12 protein-coding genes and 1 pseudogene are annotated in these 14,161 nt (G+C 57.8%); 7 read left to right on the forward strand and 6 right to left on the reverse strand.

The window, feature by feature from the left end; all coding sequences use genetic code 11:
* Positions 1 to 243: 243 nt before the first annotated feature.
* A complete protein-coding gene (gene rpsI, locus KW838_RS07375) occupies positions 244 to 636 on the reverse strand; it encodes a 30S ribosomal protein S9 (RefSeq protein WP_003228056.1) in 393 nt (130 codons plus the stop codon).
* Between the two features lie 14 nt (positions 637 to 650).
* On the reverse strand, positions 651 to 1,079 hold the full coding sequence (gene rplM, locus KW838_RS07380; protein ID WP_007917032.1) for a 50S ribosomal protein L13: 429 nt from the start codon (positions 1,077 to 1,079) through the stop codon (positions 651 to 653).
* Positions 1,080 to 1,325: 246 nt separating this feature from the next.
* Between rplM and KW838_RS07385 the strand changes: the two genes are divergently transcribed.
* On the forward strand, positions 1,326 to 2,366 hold the full coding sequence (locus KW838_RS07385) for an NADP(H)-dependent aldo-keto reductase (RefSeq protein WP_218500797.1): 1,041 nt from the start codon (positions 1,326 to 1,328) through the stop codon (positions 2,364 to 2,366).
* Between the two features lie 99 nt (positions 2,367 to 2,465).
* Here KW838_RS07385 and KW838_RS07390 read toward each other — a convergent pair whose 3' ends face one another.
* A complete protein-coding gene (locus KW838_RS07390; RefSeq protein WP_007972572.1) occupies positions 2,466 to 3,602 on the reverse strand; it encodes an acyl-CoA dehydrogenase family protein in 1,137 nt (378 codons plus the stop codon).
* Positions 3,603 to 3,823: 221 nt separating this feature from the next.
* Between KW838_RS07390 and KW838_RS07395 the strand changes: the two genes are divergently transcribed.
* The 5 genes and pseudogenes from KW838_RS07395 (at position 3,824) to KW838_RS07415 (ending at position 10,281) form a co-directional block, all read left to right on the forward strand.
* Positions 3,824 to 4,744: a GlxA family transcriptional regulator gene (locus tag KW838_RS07395; RefSeq protein ID WP_172435712.1), complete on the forward strand. Its 921-nt coding sequence runs from the start codon at positions 3,824 to 3,826 to the stop codon at positions 4,742 to 4,744.
* Between the two features lie 267 nt (positions 4,745 to 5,011).
* Positions 5,012 to 6,915: pseudogene (locus KW838_RS07400) on the forward strand (flavin monoamine oxidase family protein).
* A gap of 207 nt (positions 6,916 to 7,122) precedes the next feature.
* Positions 7,123 to 8,010, forward strand: a complete 888-nt coding sequence (locus KW838_RS07405; protein ID WP_218500798.1) for a nitrilase family protein — start codon at positions 7,123 to 7,125, stop codon at positions 8,008 to 8,010.
* A 16-nt stretch (positions 8,011 to 8,026) separates the two neighbouring features.
* The gene (locus tag KW838_RS07410; RefSeq protein WP_218500799.1) at positions 8,027 to 9,220 is read left to right on the forward strand and encodes a hypothetical protein; all 1,194 of its coding nucleotides are present in this window, start codon (positions 8,027 to 8,029) and stop codon (positions 9,218 to 9,220) included.
* A 77-nt stretch (positions 9,221 to 9,297) separates the two neighbouring features.
* Positions 9,298 to 10,281 carry an asparaginase gene (locus tag KW838_RS07415; protein ID WP_218500800.1) on the forward strand — a complete coding sequence of 328 codons (984 nt, stop codon included), beginning with the start codon at positions 9,298 to 9,300 and terminating at the stop codon, positions 10,279 to 10,281.
* A gap of 106 nt (positions 10,282 to 10,387) precedes the next feature.
* Here the strand turns inward: KW838_RS07415 and zapE are convergent, their stop codons facing one another.
* The 3 genes from zapE to KW838_RS07430 all read right to left on the reverse strand — a co-directional run bounded on the left by zapE (position 10,388) and on the right by KW838_RS07430 (position 13,582).
* Entirely contained in the window at positions 10,388 to 11,482 is a 1,095-nt protein-coding gene (gene zapE / locus KW838_RS07420; RefSeq protein WP_033047639.1) for a cell division protein ZapE, read from the reverse strand.
* A 90-nt stretch (positions 11,483 to 11,572) separates the two neighbouring features.
* Positions 11,573 to 12,928 (reverse strand): tryptophan--tRNA ligase, encoded by a 1,356-nt coding sequence (locus tag KW838_RS07425; protein WP_218500801.1) that lies wholly within the window; start codon positions 12,926 to 12,928, stop codon positions 11,573 to 11,575.
* A 24-nt stretch (positions 12,929 to 12,952) separates the two neighbouring features.
* Positions 12,953 to 13,582 (reverse strand): alpha/beta hydrolase, encoded by a 630-nt coding sequence (locus KW838_RS07430; RefSeq protein ID WP_218500802.1) that lies wholly within the window; start codon positions 13,580 to 13,582, stop codon positions 12,953 to 12,955.
* A gap of 144 nt (positions 13,583 to 13,726) precedes the next feature.
* On the opposite strand from KW838_RS07430, the gene KW838_RS07435 reads away from it, so the two are divergent.
* Positions 13,727 to 14,161, forward strand: a complete 435-nt coding sequence (locus tag KW838_RS07435) for a YhcB family protein (protein ID WP_102701919.1) — start codon at positions 13,727 to 13,729, stop codon at positions 14,159 to 14,161.

Consider the following 14,161-nt stretch of genomic DNA (forward strand, 5'->3'; position numbering starts at 1 on the left):
GCCTGTTAAATCAGGCATCTACTAAGTAAAACTATGTACTTATAAAAATTTTGCCGAATGGTAATGAAAAGCCCCAATTCTGACAAGGTAATTACCGGAGCCCACCACCCTCAAGCCTTGGAGTATAGGGCGTCTACGGATGTGGCAAGTTGTCACAGCGCAATTCTTTGATAAATCTCAGGCATAAAAAAACGCCCAGCTCCGTGAGGAAACTGGGCGTTCTTTTTTGAACGTGAAAGCGAATTAACGCTTCGAGTACTGCGGACGCTTACGCGCTTTACGCAGACCGACTTTCTTACGTTCAACTTCACGAGCATCGCGGGTTACGAAGCCGGCTTTACGCAGGGCGCTGCGCAGAGTCTCGTCGTAGTCCATCAGAGCACGAGTGATGCCGTGGCGGATTGCGCCAGCTTGACCACTCACACCACCGCCGATCACGGTGACGTAGATGTCGAACTTCTCGACAGTCTCAGTCAATTCCAGCGGCTGACGAACTACCATGCGGGCAGTTTCGCGGCCGAAGAAATTATCCAGCGAACGGTTGTTGATGGAGATGTTACCAGTACCCGGACGCAGGAAAACGCGTGCGGTTGCGGTCTTGCGACGGCCAGTGCCGTAATTTTGAGTCGCCGACATAATGTACTATTCCGTTAAAACTTCAGTTCTTGGGGCTGCTGAGCAGTATGTGGGTGTGCAGCGCCCGCATAGACTTTCAGCTTACGGTACATGTCGCGACCCAGCGGGTTCTTAGGCAGCATGCCTTTTACCGCGGTCTCGATCACGCGCTCAGGGGCCTTGGCGATCAGCTTTTCAAAGTTGATCGACTTGATGCCGCCCGGGAAACCGGAGTGGGAGTAGTACATTTTGTCAGTGGTTTTAGCACCGGTAACACGGATCTGCTCAGCGTTGATTACGACGATGTAGTCGCCAGTGTCAACGTGAGGAGTGTACTCAGGCTTGTGCTTGCCACGCAGACGGCTCGCGATTTCGGTGGCCAGACGACCCAGGGTCTGACCAGCAGCGTCGACGACAAACCAGTCGCGCTTTACTGTTTCCGGTTTAGCAGTAAAAGTCTTCATTCTTTATAGCCTCAGGGGCCGCCCTGTAAATTAGACGGCGGATCTTACTGAATAGTGCGTACTTTGACAAGTCAAAGGCAGCCGGATACAGACGCTTTCGGGGGCTCGGGTCGGCGCGTCCGTTCAACGGCAAGATTCTTCGGCGGCGGCGCATCACTTCCACTGCAGAAAGAGGTGCGCAATTATGCAGATTGCGAAAAATAATTCAACCTGCTTTTATGATTGTTTTGCCCAAGGAGCACCCCGATGGACTATCGCCAGCTAGGCCGAACCAATCTGAATGTGAGTGCCCTCTGCCTCGGAACCATGACCTGGGGCGAGCAAAACAGCGAGGCAGACGCCTTCGCCCAGATTGAACGAGCCAAGAGCGCCGGGATCAACTTCATCGATACCGCCGAAATGTACCCGGTGCCGCCCAAGGCCGAAACCTACGCCACCACCGAACGCTACATCGGCAACTACTTCAAAAGCCGCGGCGATCGCGCCGACTGGATCCTGGCCAGCAAGATCGCCGGCCCCGGCAATACCATCGATTACATCCGCGACAAGAACCTGCGGCACAATCGGCAGCACATCACCGAAGCCGTGGACGCCAGCCTCAAGCGCCTGCAAACCGACTACATCGACCTGTACCAGCTGCACTGGCCGGAGCGCAGCACCAACTTCTTCGGGCAACTGGGCTACAAACACCAGACCGAAGCCAACCTGACGCCACTGGAGGACACCCTCGAAGCGCTGGACGAACAGGTCCGCGCCGGCAAGATCCGCCACATCGGCCTGTCCAACGAGACGCCATGGGGCACCATGCGCTTCCTGGCCCTGGCCGAAGCCCGAGGCTGGCCGCGCGCCGTATCGATCCAGAACCCGTACAACCTGCTCAATCGCAGCTTCGAAGTCGGCCTGGCGGAGATCGCCATCCGCGAGCAGTGCGGCCTGCTCGCCTATTCACCGCTGGCGTTCGGTTTCCTGTCAGGCAAGTACGAAGGTGGCGCCCGCCCGCCTAAAGGTCGCCTGAGCCTCTACAGCCGCTTCAGCCGCTATTTCAACCCACAGTCGGAAGCGGCCTGCAGCCGGTACGTGGCCCTGGCTCGCGAACACGGCCTGGACCCGGCGCAAATGGCCCTGGCGTTCGTGACGCAGCAGCCGTTCGTGACCAGCAACATCATTGGCGCGACCACCATGGAGCAACTGGAAAGCAACATCGCCAGTTTCGACTTGAAGCTGTCGGAGGAAGTGCTGGAGGGGATCGAGGCGATTCACCAGGATCATCCGAATCCTGCGCCATAATTTTAAAAGATCGCAGCCTGCGGCAGCTCCTACAGGGTTTACGCCAAACCCATGTAGGAGCTGCCGCAGGCTGCGATCTTTTCAGCCATCAAAAATGAATCAAAGCGACCGCGCAATGATCTCCTTCATGATCTCGTTCGTCCCGGCATAGATCCGCTGCACGCGCGCATCCGCCCATGCCCGCGCGATCGGGTATTCCCACATGAACCCGTAGCCACCGTGCAACTGCACACACTCGTCGAGCACCTTGCACTGCAGGTCGGTGCCCCAGTACTTGGCCATCGCCGCCGTCGGCACGTCGAGCTTGCCTTGCAGATGCAGTTCCAGGCAGCGGTCGACGAAGACACGGCCGATCTGGATTTCCGTGGCCATCTCCGCCAGTTTGAACCGGGTATTCTGGAAATCCGCGATCGACTTGCCGAACGCCTTGCGCTCGCGGGTGTAGTCCAGCGTCCATTGCAGCGCCGCTTCGGCTGAAGCCAGGCCGCCAATGGCCACTGTGAGGCGCTCCTGGGGCAGTTCCTGCATCAGGTAGGCAAAGCCCATCCCGGCCTGGCCCAGCAGGTTTTCCTTGGGCACACGCACGTCCTGGAAGAACAGCTCCGAGGTGTCCTGGGCTTTCATCCCGACCTTCTCCAGGCGCTTGCCCTTGTCGAAGCCCGGCGTATCGGCTTCCACCAGAAACAGACTGGTGCCCTTCGCGCCGGCCTTCGGATCGGTCTTGGCGACAACGATCACCAGATCGGCCAGGTAGCCGTTGGTGATGAAAGTCTTGGAGCCGTTGATCACATACTCATCGCCATCGAGCACGGCCGTGGTTTTCACGCCCTGCAGATCGGAACCGGCGCCCGGTTCGGTCATGGCGATCGCGGTCACCATCTCGCCGGACACCAGTTTCGGCAGGTACTTCTGCTTCAGCGCCTCACTGCCGTAATGCAGGATGTACGGCGCCACGATGTCCGAGTGCAGGGAGAAACCGATACCCGTCAGGCCAAGCCGGCCTACTTCTTCGATTACCACCGCGCTGTAGAGAAAGTCCGCCCCCAGGCCACCGTACTCTTCCGGCAGGTGTGAGCAGAGCATCCCCGCCTCCCCTGCCTTGTTCCACAGCTTGCGGTCGATATAGCCTTGTTTTTCCCATTGCCCATGGAAGGGCACCGCCTCCTTTTCGAGAAACGTCCGCACGCTGTCGCGGAAAAGCTCGTGCTCGGAACTGAACAAGGTTCTGGGGATCATGCGGCACCTTTTCTTTGTTTTTAGAAGGAGTTGACCTTCAGAGACTATGCCTCGCTTCCGATACAGGACACTGGACACATCCGACAAAAAATAAGACGATCCAGCCGTCTGGTGACCACTTCCCCCTATAAAAATAAAGTTGAATTATGTCTAACCAAGCCTCCACGCCCCTGCGGCGCGTCAGCATCCTGGCCATCGACCGGGTTTTCGCTTCCACCCTCATGCAAGCCAAGGATTTCTTCCACCTCGCCAGCCTGCGCTACGGCAAACAGCTGGGCCAGGGCCTGACACCGGCGTTCGAAACCCGCCTGGTCAGCCCCGATGGCAAACCGGTCAACACCTTCAGCGATGTGATGATTCCGGTGGACGGCGGGCTGGAAAACGCCGACATCATCATTCTTCCCGCGTTCTGGGACGATTTTGAAAGCCTCTGCAAACGTTACCCGCAAGTCCTGCCCTGGTTGCGCCAACAGCATGCGCGCGGCGCCGTGCTGTGCGGCGAGGCCACCGGTGTGTTCTGGCTGGCCGAAGCCGGGCTGCTCAACGGCAAGGAAGCGACCACCTACTGGCGCTTCTTCAATGCCTTCGCCGAACGCTTCCCACAGGTCCAGCTCAATCAGGACAAACACCTGACCGACGCCGACAACCTGTACTGCGCCGGCGGCACCACCTCGGCGTGCGACCTGTACATTTACCTGATCGAGCGTTTCTGTGGCGCCAATGTGTCCCAGGCCGTAGCGCGGGACATTCTGTATGAGGTGCAGCGCAGCTACTCGCCGGGACGCATCGGTTTTGGCGGCCAGAAGCTGCACCAGGACGTGATCATCCTGCAGATCCAGCACTGGCTCGAAGAACACTTCGCCGACAAGTTCCGCTTCGAAGACGTCGCCCGCGAACACGGCATGAGCATCCGCAACTTCATGCGCCGCTTCCAGACCGCCACCGGTGACAAGCCACTGCATTATCTGCAGCGCCTGCGCATCGAAACCGCCAAGGGTTTGTTGTCCGGCAGCCGCAAGAGCATCAAGACCATCAGCTATGAGGTGGGCTATGACGATGCGAGCTTCTTTGCACGGCTGTTCCGCCAGCACACGGAGCTGTCGCCGAACCAGTATCGGCAGCAGTTTCAGCAGGCTGCATAAAATCCCGCAAACTTGCTCTGGCTGCATTTCCACGTTCACGTGCGAATGCAGCCAGAGACGCTCTGCGTTCCGCTTTGACATGCGATAAAAAAGGTCATGGCGTGCATTCCCACGCTGGGCGCGGAAACGCCAGTGACCTCCATACAGCGTCTTTTCTTACGATAAAAAACGAATATAGAGCATCAACGCATCTCGTCCGACTAATGTACGCAGGCCATCCAGAGCTTCAACATCTTCCCCTTCAAACACCATCAGGGAAGATCAAAGGTGACTATCGGATCAAGCTACAACTACCCTTCATACATCGCCAAAGAGGCCGCCCGAACAAAGCGTTCGGCTAAAAACAAATGGGCAGCTCGCTTTCCCAATCCGCCGGATTTGTGCTTTGACTATCGTGCACTGGTAGAACAGGAAAACGGCATCGCCAGGGCAACTGACCCGCAACATAAAATCTGCATCATCGGCGCCGGCGTCACAGGCCTGACCGCCGCCAGAGAACTCTATCGCTGCGGTTTTACCCATATCACTCTCATCGAACAATCCAGACGCATCGGCGGCAGGCATCTGACCGTTCCCGGTAGCCGAAACTCAGCAACAAGTCATACACCGTTTGAAATGGGTGCCATGCGCATGCCCTTCTTCAACCGGGCGGATGAGTCGCCGACAGAAGGTCGGTCGCTGATGGCTTACTACGCCAATCAATTTGAATTGGCGTTTTCAGACTTCGCCAACCCCGGTAGCCAATGGGTTAGCTCGACAGGCATCTATCTCCGGGAGGGCAGCATGGGCGGCGGATCGGCGCCGCAAATGTTGATATGGAAAAACGAAGACGGCGAAACACCGCCTCCCGGCGATGAATTGCAAAAGGTTTATTCCAAGTGGAAAACCTTTGCCGATCGCATGACCCGCCACGTTGCGGAGCTTTATGCGAGCCAGGAATGGGAGAACACATGGGCTTCTATCGTCGAAAAATACGAGAGTATCTCGTTCCGTGACCTGGTCAGCATGCCAGCACTGGAAGCTTGGGATGGCCGCTCACCCGGAGATTTCGGCGGAATGGGAATGACTGCACAAGAGTCCGCAATTTTTTACGCGATAGGTATCGGTGACGGTAGCTGGGGAGCTTTTTACGACGTGTGCTGCCTCTACCCCCTGCGTACCGCGATTTTCGGTTTCAGCAGCCAATTGCAACTGATCCATGGTCGAGTGGACTCAAACGGCGATCCACTGGATTCGCCCTACCTGAATAGCAAAGCCGTTTTTGACTCAATGGGGCAGAGTTTCGACAAGCCCCGCTACATCGGCCTCGCCGCGTTGGACGAATGCCTGCTGTTTGTGAAAACCGACGAAACCGGAAGGTCCATCTACGAACATAGCCTCGAAAGAAGCAATGGGCTTCTCACCGACTCATCCGTCACAAAACTGGAAAAGCTGACCAATCAAAAAATACGCGTCTATTACAACTGGAAACACAGTCAACCCGAGCACATCCAGGAGCAATTTGATGACTATGACTCGGTCATCATGACACTACCCTCCTGGCTGATTGAAACTCGAATCAAGCTCGAAAACTTCACCCGGGAGATGCTGCCTTTCGAGACGATTAACGCTTACAAAACCGCACACTGGGAAACTAGCTGCAAAGTGTTTGCACCGCTGAAGAAATCATTTCTCTCGAAAAACAAAAACATCCCGCAAGCCATCGTAACCGACAGTTTTATCCACGAATCCTGCTAAGTTATACCTGGGAAGATGATGCAACCAAGCTCGCCTCATTCAGCGATAAGGCATTGGTATCAAAATGCGCCGAAGAGCTGGATCGCATACTCATGAACTCTACCAATATCCAAGAGAGAATTTCTCCCTACATCGGCATTGATCAAGCGGTGGTTCAGCGTTGGATCACCGATAAAAATGCTCTGGGCTGTGCCAAGCTTTACCGACCGGGCACCTACTACGATGCCGTCGGCCTGATGAAGTACAACCGGGACCTCGCCCATGTATCAGGCTTGTATTTGTCTGGTGAATCATTTTCTGTCGATGCCGGTTGGACGGAGCCATGTTTTCGCGGTGCTGTCGATGCAGTGATTCATATCTGCAACAAAACCGCCGCGACCTTCAATGGCGGATTTTCCTTGAGCGACTACCCGCACTACCAACTCAAAACCTGATCACATCCCCGCTCCAGAGCCATGCACGCAATACATGGCTCTACCTCTCGTGCCTGCCACCCACTGCCATCAAACATCACGCTGATCCATTTTCGGACAAGGACTACGACCTAAACGGAAGTAGCTGACTTACACCCCATTCCTGATTCCCCTCTTATACACACGCCATTTAACAGCTTGAAAAACAATAAAAAGAGGAACGACGGAATGTCTGAGCCAACAAGCCCTGCTCGTGTAGCAGTCGTGCAATTCGATCCACAAGTCGGCATCGAGAAATGTGCAGGTAATCTGCGTCGCAGCCTGGAATTGGCGCTTGAAGCGGTAAACGGCGGGGCGAATCTCATCGTTCTGCCCGAGCTTTCCAATACCGGCTATTTCTTCAGCAATCGACAGGATGCCTTCGCCCATGCCGAAGCGGTTCCCGACGGACCAAGCGTGCAGTGCTGGATCGACTTCGCCCGCGAACACAACGTTTACCTCGTGGCCGGTCTGGCCGAACGCGACGGCATGCGACTCTTCAACACCGGTGTTCTGGTGGGACCAGACGGTTTTATCGGCAAGTACCGCAAAGCCCATTTGTGGAATCTGGAGAAGCTCTGGTTCACCCCCGGCGACCTGGGTTTCCCGGTTTTCGACACACCGATCGGCCGCATCGGGCTGTTGATCTGCTGGGACATCTGGTTCCCAGAAGTGCCACGGATCCTCGCCCAGCAAGGCGCGGATATCATTTGCAGCCTGAACAACTGGGTCTGGACACCGCCGCCGCTGTTCGACGATGCCGGTAAGTGCATGGCGTCTTATCTGACGATGACCGCCGCTCACGTCAACAATGTGTTTATCGCTGCTGCCAGCCGAATCGGCGAGGAGCGCGGCGCGCGCTACCTGGGTTGCTCGTTGATTGCCGGAACCAACGGCTGGCCGATTGGCACCGTGGCTTCGGCAGACAAGCAGGAAATCCTGTTTGCCGATGTCGACCTGACCAGCTCCCGCAGTGCGCCCATCTGGAACAACCTGAACGATCTGCATCGCGATCGCCGATCCGATCTTTACGATCAGATGCTCGGCTACACCCAACACCCTTGCCTCCCACGTTGATCAGGAGGCCTATCGCATGGAAGTTACAACCGACAAAAACCAACCATCGCGCAAATCACCAATTGATACAGCCGTCGTCCTGCTAATAATCGGCGCGACACTGCTGATCGTCTGGCTTTCTTTCAGCAACCGTACTTTCTGGGGAGCGCATTGGCCCGGCTACGGCGACATGGTATCGCTGCTACCCGAACCGAGTGCCTGGTTGCGCTGGGTGTTAGGTGACATCAGCGAGGTGGCTTTCTACAAGCACGAGTTCGCCTCGATCGGTCTGCTGGCGGGCGCATATCTGGCTTACTGGGCGAATCGAACGGGGAAATCCTGGCAAGGATTTGCCATCTCTTATGGAACGGGGCTTTGGCCCTGGCTGGTCACCAGCTCGTTGCTCGGGCTGCTGCTGAGCAATCTGCTATGGGGCTGGACGGTGACAGCCACAACCTGGCAACCCACATTCGTAGCATTCGTCTCGCTGCCAGCAGCGATGGTGTTGATGTTTGGCGGAGGCTGGAAGGTCACGATCAACGGCGCACTCATGGGCGCCGTACTCGTCACACCGATGTGCCTGCTGATCGTCAATTACGTGTGCCAACCGCTGGCCCTGCCTGCGGTAATTGGCAATGTACTGGGCATGGCGGTTGCCAGCGTCCTGGCGTTTCTGTTCTGCCGCTATTGGCCGAACCTGGTGAAATCCAGGCCTTCGCAAACGCCCCCCACCTTGATCGCCACCGCCAAGGCGCCCGACTATGGCGTCTTCTGGAGCCTGCGCCGGATTCTGGCGGACTTTTCCGAAGCACCGTTCTTCGGCAATGAACTGGCCAGCCTTGGCCTGATACTGGGTGCATTGCTGGCGTACAGCTTGAACCCTTCAAGCCCCGCGTACGGATCGGGCCTGTTACTGCACATCATCGGTGCGCAGGCATTGGCCTCGGCCATCGGCGTGCTGATCTGGCGTCGACAATGGATGTTGCGCGGCTGGTATCCCACTTACATCCCGTTGGTTTCAGTGGTGCCCGCGGCGATTCTGGCCTATGGCGGCAGCTGGCAGATTATCGTCTCAAGTGCACTGCTGGGGGCATTGCTCGCACCACCGCTGGCTTGTGTGATTGCCAAAAAATTACCGGCCGACATGCACGCCTACATCGCCAATGTAATGTCGATGGCCATCAGCACACTGCTGATCGTGCCGCTGATCGGCTTTCTGATCGCTGATTAACGTGCCAGCCATTCAGCTATATCGCGGCCTCAAAAGCGAATACAGCCACTTTTCATTACAAACAAGCGAGGTATCCCATGGACCTGCCCAAACTGTCCATCGCGGCACTTGGCGGCACGGTAAGCATGCAAGCGAGCAATGCCGGTGAAGGCGTCATCCCGACCGTCAGCGGCGAAGCCCTGCTGACCTCCATACCGGAACTGACGACGCTGGCCGGAGTCACCGTTGAGACCCTCGGCCTGCTGCCCAGTGCATCCCTGGATTTCGAGTTTTTGCTGGACGTATTGTCCTGGGCTGAGTTTCAGGTCAAAAAGGGCGCTACTGGGGTCGTGATAACCCAAGGCACCGACACCCTCGAAGAGGCCGCAGTGTTTTTGGATTACCTGTGGCCCTACGACACCCCCTTGGTGCTGACCGGCGCCATGCGTTCCGCAGCGCAGCCAGGTGCCGATGGACCGGCCAATCTGCTGGATGCATGTCGCGTTGCCCTGGCGCAGAACAGCCGGCAGCGCGGCGTCCAGGTCGTGATGAACGGACAGATTCATCAAGCGTGCAGCGTTCGCAAAACCGATTCGCTGGCATTGCAGGCGTTTTCCTCTCCGGTTGTGGGGCCCGCAGGCCTGCTGCTGGAAGACCGTGTTCGCTACCTGCGCCCGCCGGGGCCACGCACGGTGTTGCCTTTGCCGCAACAGACCACACAGAAAGTTGCGCTGCTTGAAGCCTCACTTTCGGCCGACACCCTGCTACTGGAGAATATTTTCGCACTCGGTTACGACGGGCTGGTGATCAGCGGTTTTGGCGCCGGCCACATCTCGCAGCGCTGGGCGACAAGGATTGAGCATATTGCCGAACGAATCCCCGTGATCATTGCGACCCGAACCGGTTCCGGCTCCACCGCACGTGCCTCTTACGGTTTTGACGGCGGGGAGATGGACTTGATCCGCAAGGGTGCATCGATGGCGGGTTTTCTATGTCCGCGAAAGGCCCGGATTCTGCTTTGGCTGCTACTCGGTTGCCAACGGCAGCACGAGCTTGAGCGGTATCTCAACGAAGGCATTTGACTTCAAAACAATGTACAAACCTGTGGGAGGGCGATTTTCGCTGACAAAAAAGGCCTGCATTTGCAGGCCTCTTTCATTTTCCGAATCGCTCTACCGATTTAAACGCTTACGGCTTGTGCGCCCGGGCCAGGAATTCGTGGGATTGCATTTCCAGCAGACGGCTCAGGGTACGCTGGAACTCGAAGTTCAAGCGCCCGCCGGTGTACAGATCCTTGAGTTCGACTTCGGCAGAAATGATCAGCTTCACGTTACGGTCGTAGAACTCGTCGACCATGTTGATGAAGCGCCGGGCGATGTCGTCGGTGGTGACGCTCATCTGCTCGACATCGCTGAGCAGCACGGCGTGGAAGATCTTGCCCAGTTCGATGTAGTCATTCTGGCTGCGCGGGCCGTCGCACAGTTCACGGAAGTTGAACCAGGCCACGTCATCGCAGGTGCGCAGGGCACGAATTTCTCGGTTTTCGATCATCAGCACGTCATTTTCGACCGCTGCCGTGCATTCCGGCGTCAGCGCACGGAAGCTCTTGCGCAGGCTTTCGTTGGCGGCTTCGTCGAGCGGATAGTGGAACAGCTCGGCTTGTTCGAGGTGACGCAGACGATAGTCGACGCCGCTGTCGACGTTGACGATCTCGGTATTCTGCTTGATCAGCGCAATGGCCGGCAGGAAGCGCGCGCGTTGCAGGCCGTCCTTGTACAGGCCGTCCGGCACGATGTTCGACGTCGCGACCAGGGTCACGCCGTTCTTGAACAGTTCTTCCATCAAGGTGCCAAGGATCATGGCGTCGGTGATGTCGGAAACGAAGAATTCATCGAAGCAGATGACCCGGGCTTCGGTGGCGAAGCGCTTGGCGATGATGGTCAGCGGGTTTTTCTCGCCGCCCAGGGTTTTCATCTCTTCGTGCACGCGCTTCATGAAGCGGTGGAAGTGGGTACGGGACTTTTCCTTGAAGGGCAGCGCTTCGAAGAAGGTGTCCACCAGGTAAGTCTTGCCGCGACCTACGCCGCCCCAGAAATACAGACCCTTGACCGGGGTCTGATCCTTCTTGCCAAACAACTTGCCCAGCAGGCCCGGCTTGTTTTGCTCAGCCGCGACCAGATCGTCGTACAGGCGCTGCAAATGACGCACGGCAGTTTCCTGCGCGGCATCATGGAAGAATTCCGGGCGTTTCAGATCAGCTTGATATCGTTCTAGGGGCGTCATAATTCGTTAGCAAGGCAACAAAAACGGGCCGACACTGTAGCGACGGCCCCGAGGAATGGCAATCGGCCCTTGGTCGGGCCGGACCGTTGTTTATTCCTGAACCGGCGTCAGGGCGATGCGCAAAGCCTCGACGGCAGCATCACGCGCAGCACTGTCGACAAAGGCCGGGCTGTCGGCAACGCACTCGCCCTCAAGCCAGACGCTGAAATTCAGCTCTTCACTGCGTACGTCCAGTGGCTGACCCGATTGCAGTTGCTTGGTCACCTGACCGGCGGTCTTGCCGTCGGCGAAGTTGCGCGACAGCAGCAGTTGCTCTCCATCGGCCGCCAGCAGACGGAAACGGAAGCTGCCGTCGTCTTCGCGGAAGCTGACAAAACGTGCGGCTTTCGCGGCCTTCTTCTTGGTGGTCGCCGCGACTTGAGTCTGAGCAACGAAGGAGCGCAGGCCCACCGCTTCACGCAGTTCATTGAGGAAGGGTGTCGCTACCGCACGGGCCTTTTTCGCACCGTGTTGCAGGATGTCTTCCAGATCCGCCGGACGCTCGATCAACTGGTTGTAGCGCTCGCGGGATTCACCCAATTCGTTGTCGAGCAGCTGGAACAGGCGATTCTTCGCCTCGCCCCAACCCAGGCCCTGCAACAATTCGCTGCGGAACTCGTCGGCCTGCGCCGGGGTGGCGAATGCCTGGAACAAGGTGAACAGGTGCGAGTTATCAGGATCCTTGGCTTCACCCGGCGCGCGGGAGTCGGTGACGATCCGCGAAATCGCGTCCTTCATTTCCTTGGCGCTTGAGAACAGCGGAATGGTGTTGTCGTAGCTCTTCGACATCTTGCGGCCATCCAGGCCCGGCAACGTGGCGACGCTCTCTTCGATCAACGCCTCGGGCATGGTGAAGAACTCTTTGCCCTGGCCAAACAGGTGGTTGAAGCGCTGGCCGATGTCCCGCGCCATTTCCACGTGCTGGATCTGGTCGCGACCGACCGGCACCTTGTGCGCGTTGAACATCAGGATGTCCGCCGCCATCAGCACCGGGTAGCTGTACAGGCCCATGGTGATGCCAGCGTCCGGGTCTTCGCCGGTCTCGACGTTCTTGTCCACGGAAGCCTTGTAGGCGTGGGCGCGATTGAGCAGGCCCTTGGCGGCGACGCAGGTCAGCAGCCAGGTCAGCTCGGGGATTTCCGGGATGTCGGACTGGCGGTAGAAGGTCACGCGGTCGACATCCAGGCCACCGGCCAGCCAGGTCGCGGCGATTTCCAGACGCGAGCGCTGGATGCGCAGCGGGTCATCGCACTTGATCAGGGCGTGGTAGTCGGCCAGGAAGTAGAACGAATCGGCATTGCTGTCACGGCTGGCGACGATCGCCGGGCGGATGGCGCCAGCGTAGTTGCCCAGGTGCGGCGTGCCGGTGGTGGTGATGCCGGTGAGGATACGGGTACGAGTCGTCATGGGTAATCGCTTGTCAGACTGCAATCAATTCGAGAGACGCGGCAGGATCAGATCCTTGAGATCGGTCAGCTTGCCATGAAAAAAGTGTCCGCATTCTGCCACTTTCAGCAGCTCATGGGGACGTTCGAGCTTCTCGGACCATTGGTAAACGACTTGTGGATCGATCACTTCGTCGGTTTCCGGCTGGATCAAGGTCAACTCGCCGCGCTGCGGCAACTGATCCTGGTCCCCCAGGCGCATGACCGCCGGCGCGACCATGAACAGGTGCTTGAGCTGCTCGCCCTTGGCCTCAAGACGTCCGCCGAGACTTGCTGCAACAAATCCACCGAAGGAGAAACCGAACAGGGTCAGCGGCAACTCCGGGTGTTTGCTGCGAAACCATTCGGCGACAGCCTGGGCATCATCAACTTCACCGGTGCCCATGTCGTGGGAGCCCTGGCTGGCACCGACGCCACGATAGTTGAAGCGCAGGGTGACCAGCCCGGCGTCACGCGCAGTGCGCTGCAGGGTCGAAACCACTTTGTTGAGCATGGTGCCGCCCTGTACCGGGTTCGGATGGCAGATCAGCGCCAGGCCGCGAGGCTGCTCGTTGTCCAGGTAAAGGGCTTCCAGTTGACCCACCGGGCCATCAATCACTACAGGGGTTTCGCGCATAAGCAAGGAAGGAACTCCGTGACCTCGAATCGGGTCGACTCGTCTAGCAAATTGTCTGTGGCTGTCTATTGCGAGTGAATCGCGGTATACAGCGCAGGTTCGAGCCGTTAACGTAAAGCAAAGCCGTTTATAGAGGAAGGACTCGTGGAACACTCGCTCTTAGTTTGGTTGCTACCGACTCTTGCCCTGGTTGTGGGTGTCGCCATTGGGTTCCTGATCGCTCGCCTTGCGCCGAATGCCGCGCCTAGCAGCACGCAACGTCAGCTGGACGATATTCAGGAACGTTTCGACAGTTATCAGAACGAAGTGGTGACCCACTTCAACAGCACTGCGACATTGGTCAAGAAACTGACTGCGAGCTATCAGGAAGTGCAGGACCATCTCGCCGAGGGCGCCAACCGCCTGGCCCTGGACGAACAGACTCGCCAACGCCTGCTGGCCTCCCTGCACGCCGATGCAGCGCAGGCACCCCGTGAACGCCTGACGCCACCGCGCGATCAGGAGCCGCCGCGCGACTACGCACCGAAAGCCCCGAACGCGCCCGGCATGCTCGATGAGCATTACGGCCTGAAGAAGTAA

It is taken from the genome of Pseudomonas sp. PDM27, from assembly GCF_019219205.1.
Classification (GTDB): Bacteria; Pseudomonadota; Gammaproteobacteria; order Pseudomonadales; family Pseudomonadaceae; genus Aquipseudomonas; species Aquipseudomonas laurylsulfatiphila.

Excerpts from the sequence above, each read along its gene's own strand:
- rpsI (WP_003228056.1), bottom strand. The coding sequence starts at position 636 with ATGTCGGCGACTCAAAATTACGGCACTGGCCGTCGCAAGACCGCAACC.
- rplM (WP_007917032.1), bottom strand. The coding sequence starts at position 1,079 with ATGAAGACTTTTACTGCTAAACCGGAAACAGTAAAGCGCGACTGGTTT.
- KW838_RS07385 (WP_218500797.1), top strand. The coding sequence starts at position 1,326 with ATGGACTATCGCCAGCTAGGCCGAACCAATCTGAATGTGAGTGCCCTC.
- KW838_RS07390 (WP_007972572.1), bottom strand. The coding sequence starts at position 3,602 with ATGATCCCCAGAACCTTGTTCAGTTCCGAGCACGAGCTTTTCCGCGAC.
- KW838_RS07395 (WP_172435712.1), top strand. The coding sequence starts at position 3,824 with ATGCAAGCCAAGGATTTCTTCCACCTCGCCAGCCTGCGCTACGGCAAA.
- KW838_RS07405 (WP_218500798.1), top strand. The coding sequence starts at position 7,123 with ATGTCTGAGCCAACAAGCCCTGCTCGTGTAGCAGTCGTGCAATTCGAT.
- KW838_RS07410 (WP_218500799.1), top strand. The coding sequence starts at position 8,027 with ATGGAAGTTACAACCGACAAAAACCAACCATCGCGCAAATCACCAATT.
- KW838_RS07415 (WP_218500800.1), top strand. The coding sequence starts at position 9,298 with ATGGACCTGCCCAAACTGTCCATCGCGGCACTTGGCGGCACGGTAAGC.
- zapE (WP_033047639.1), bottom strand. The coding sequence starts at position 11,482 with ATGACGCCCCTAGAACGATATCAAGCTGATCTGAAACGCCCGGAATTC.
- KW838_RS07425 (WP_218500801.1), bottom strand. The coding sequence starts at position 12,928 with ATGACGACTCGTACCCGTATCCTCACCGGCATCACCACCACCGGCACG.
- KW838_RS07430 (WP_218500802.1), bottom strand. The coding sequence starts at position 13,582 with ATGCGCGAAACCCCTGTAGTGATTGATGGCCCGGTGGGTCAACTGGAA.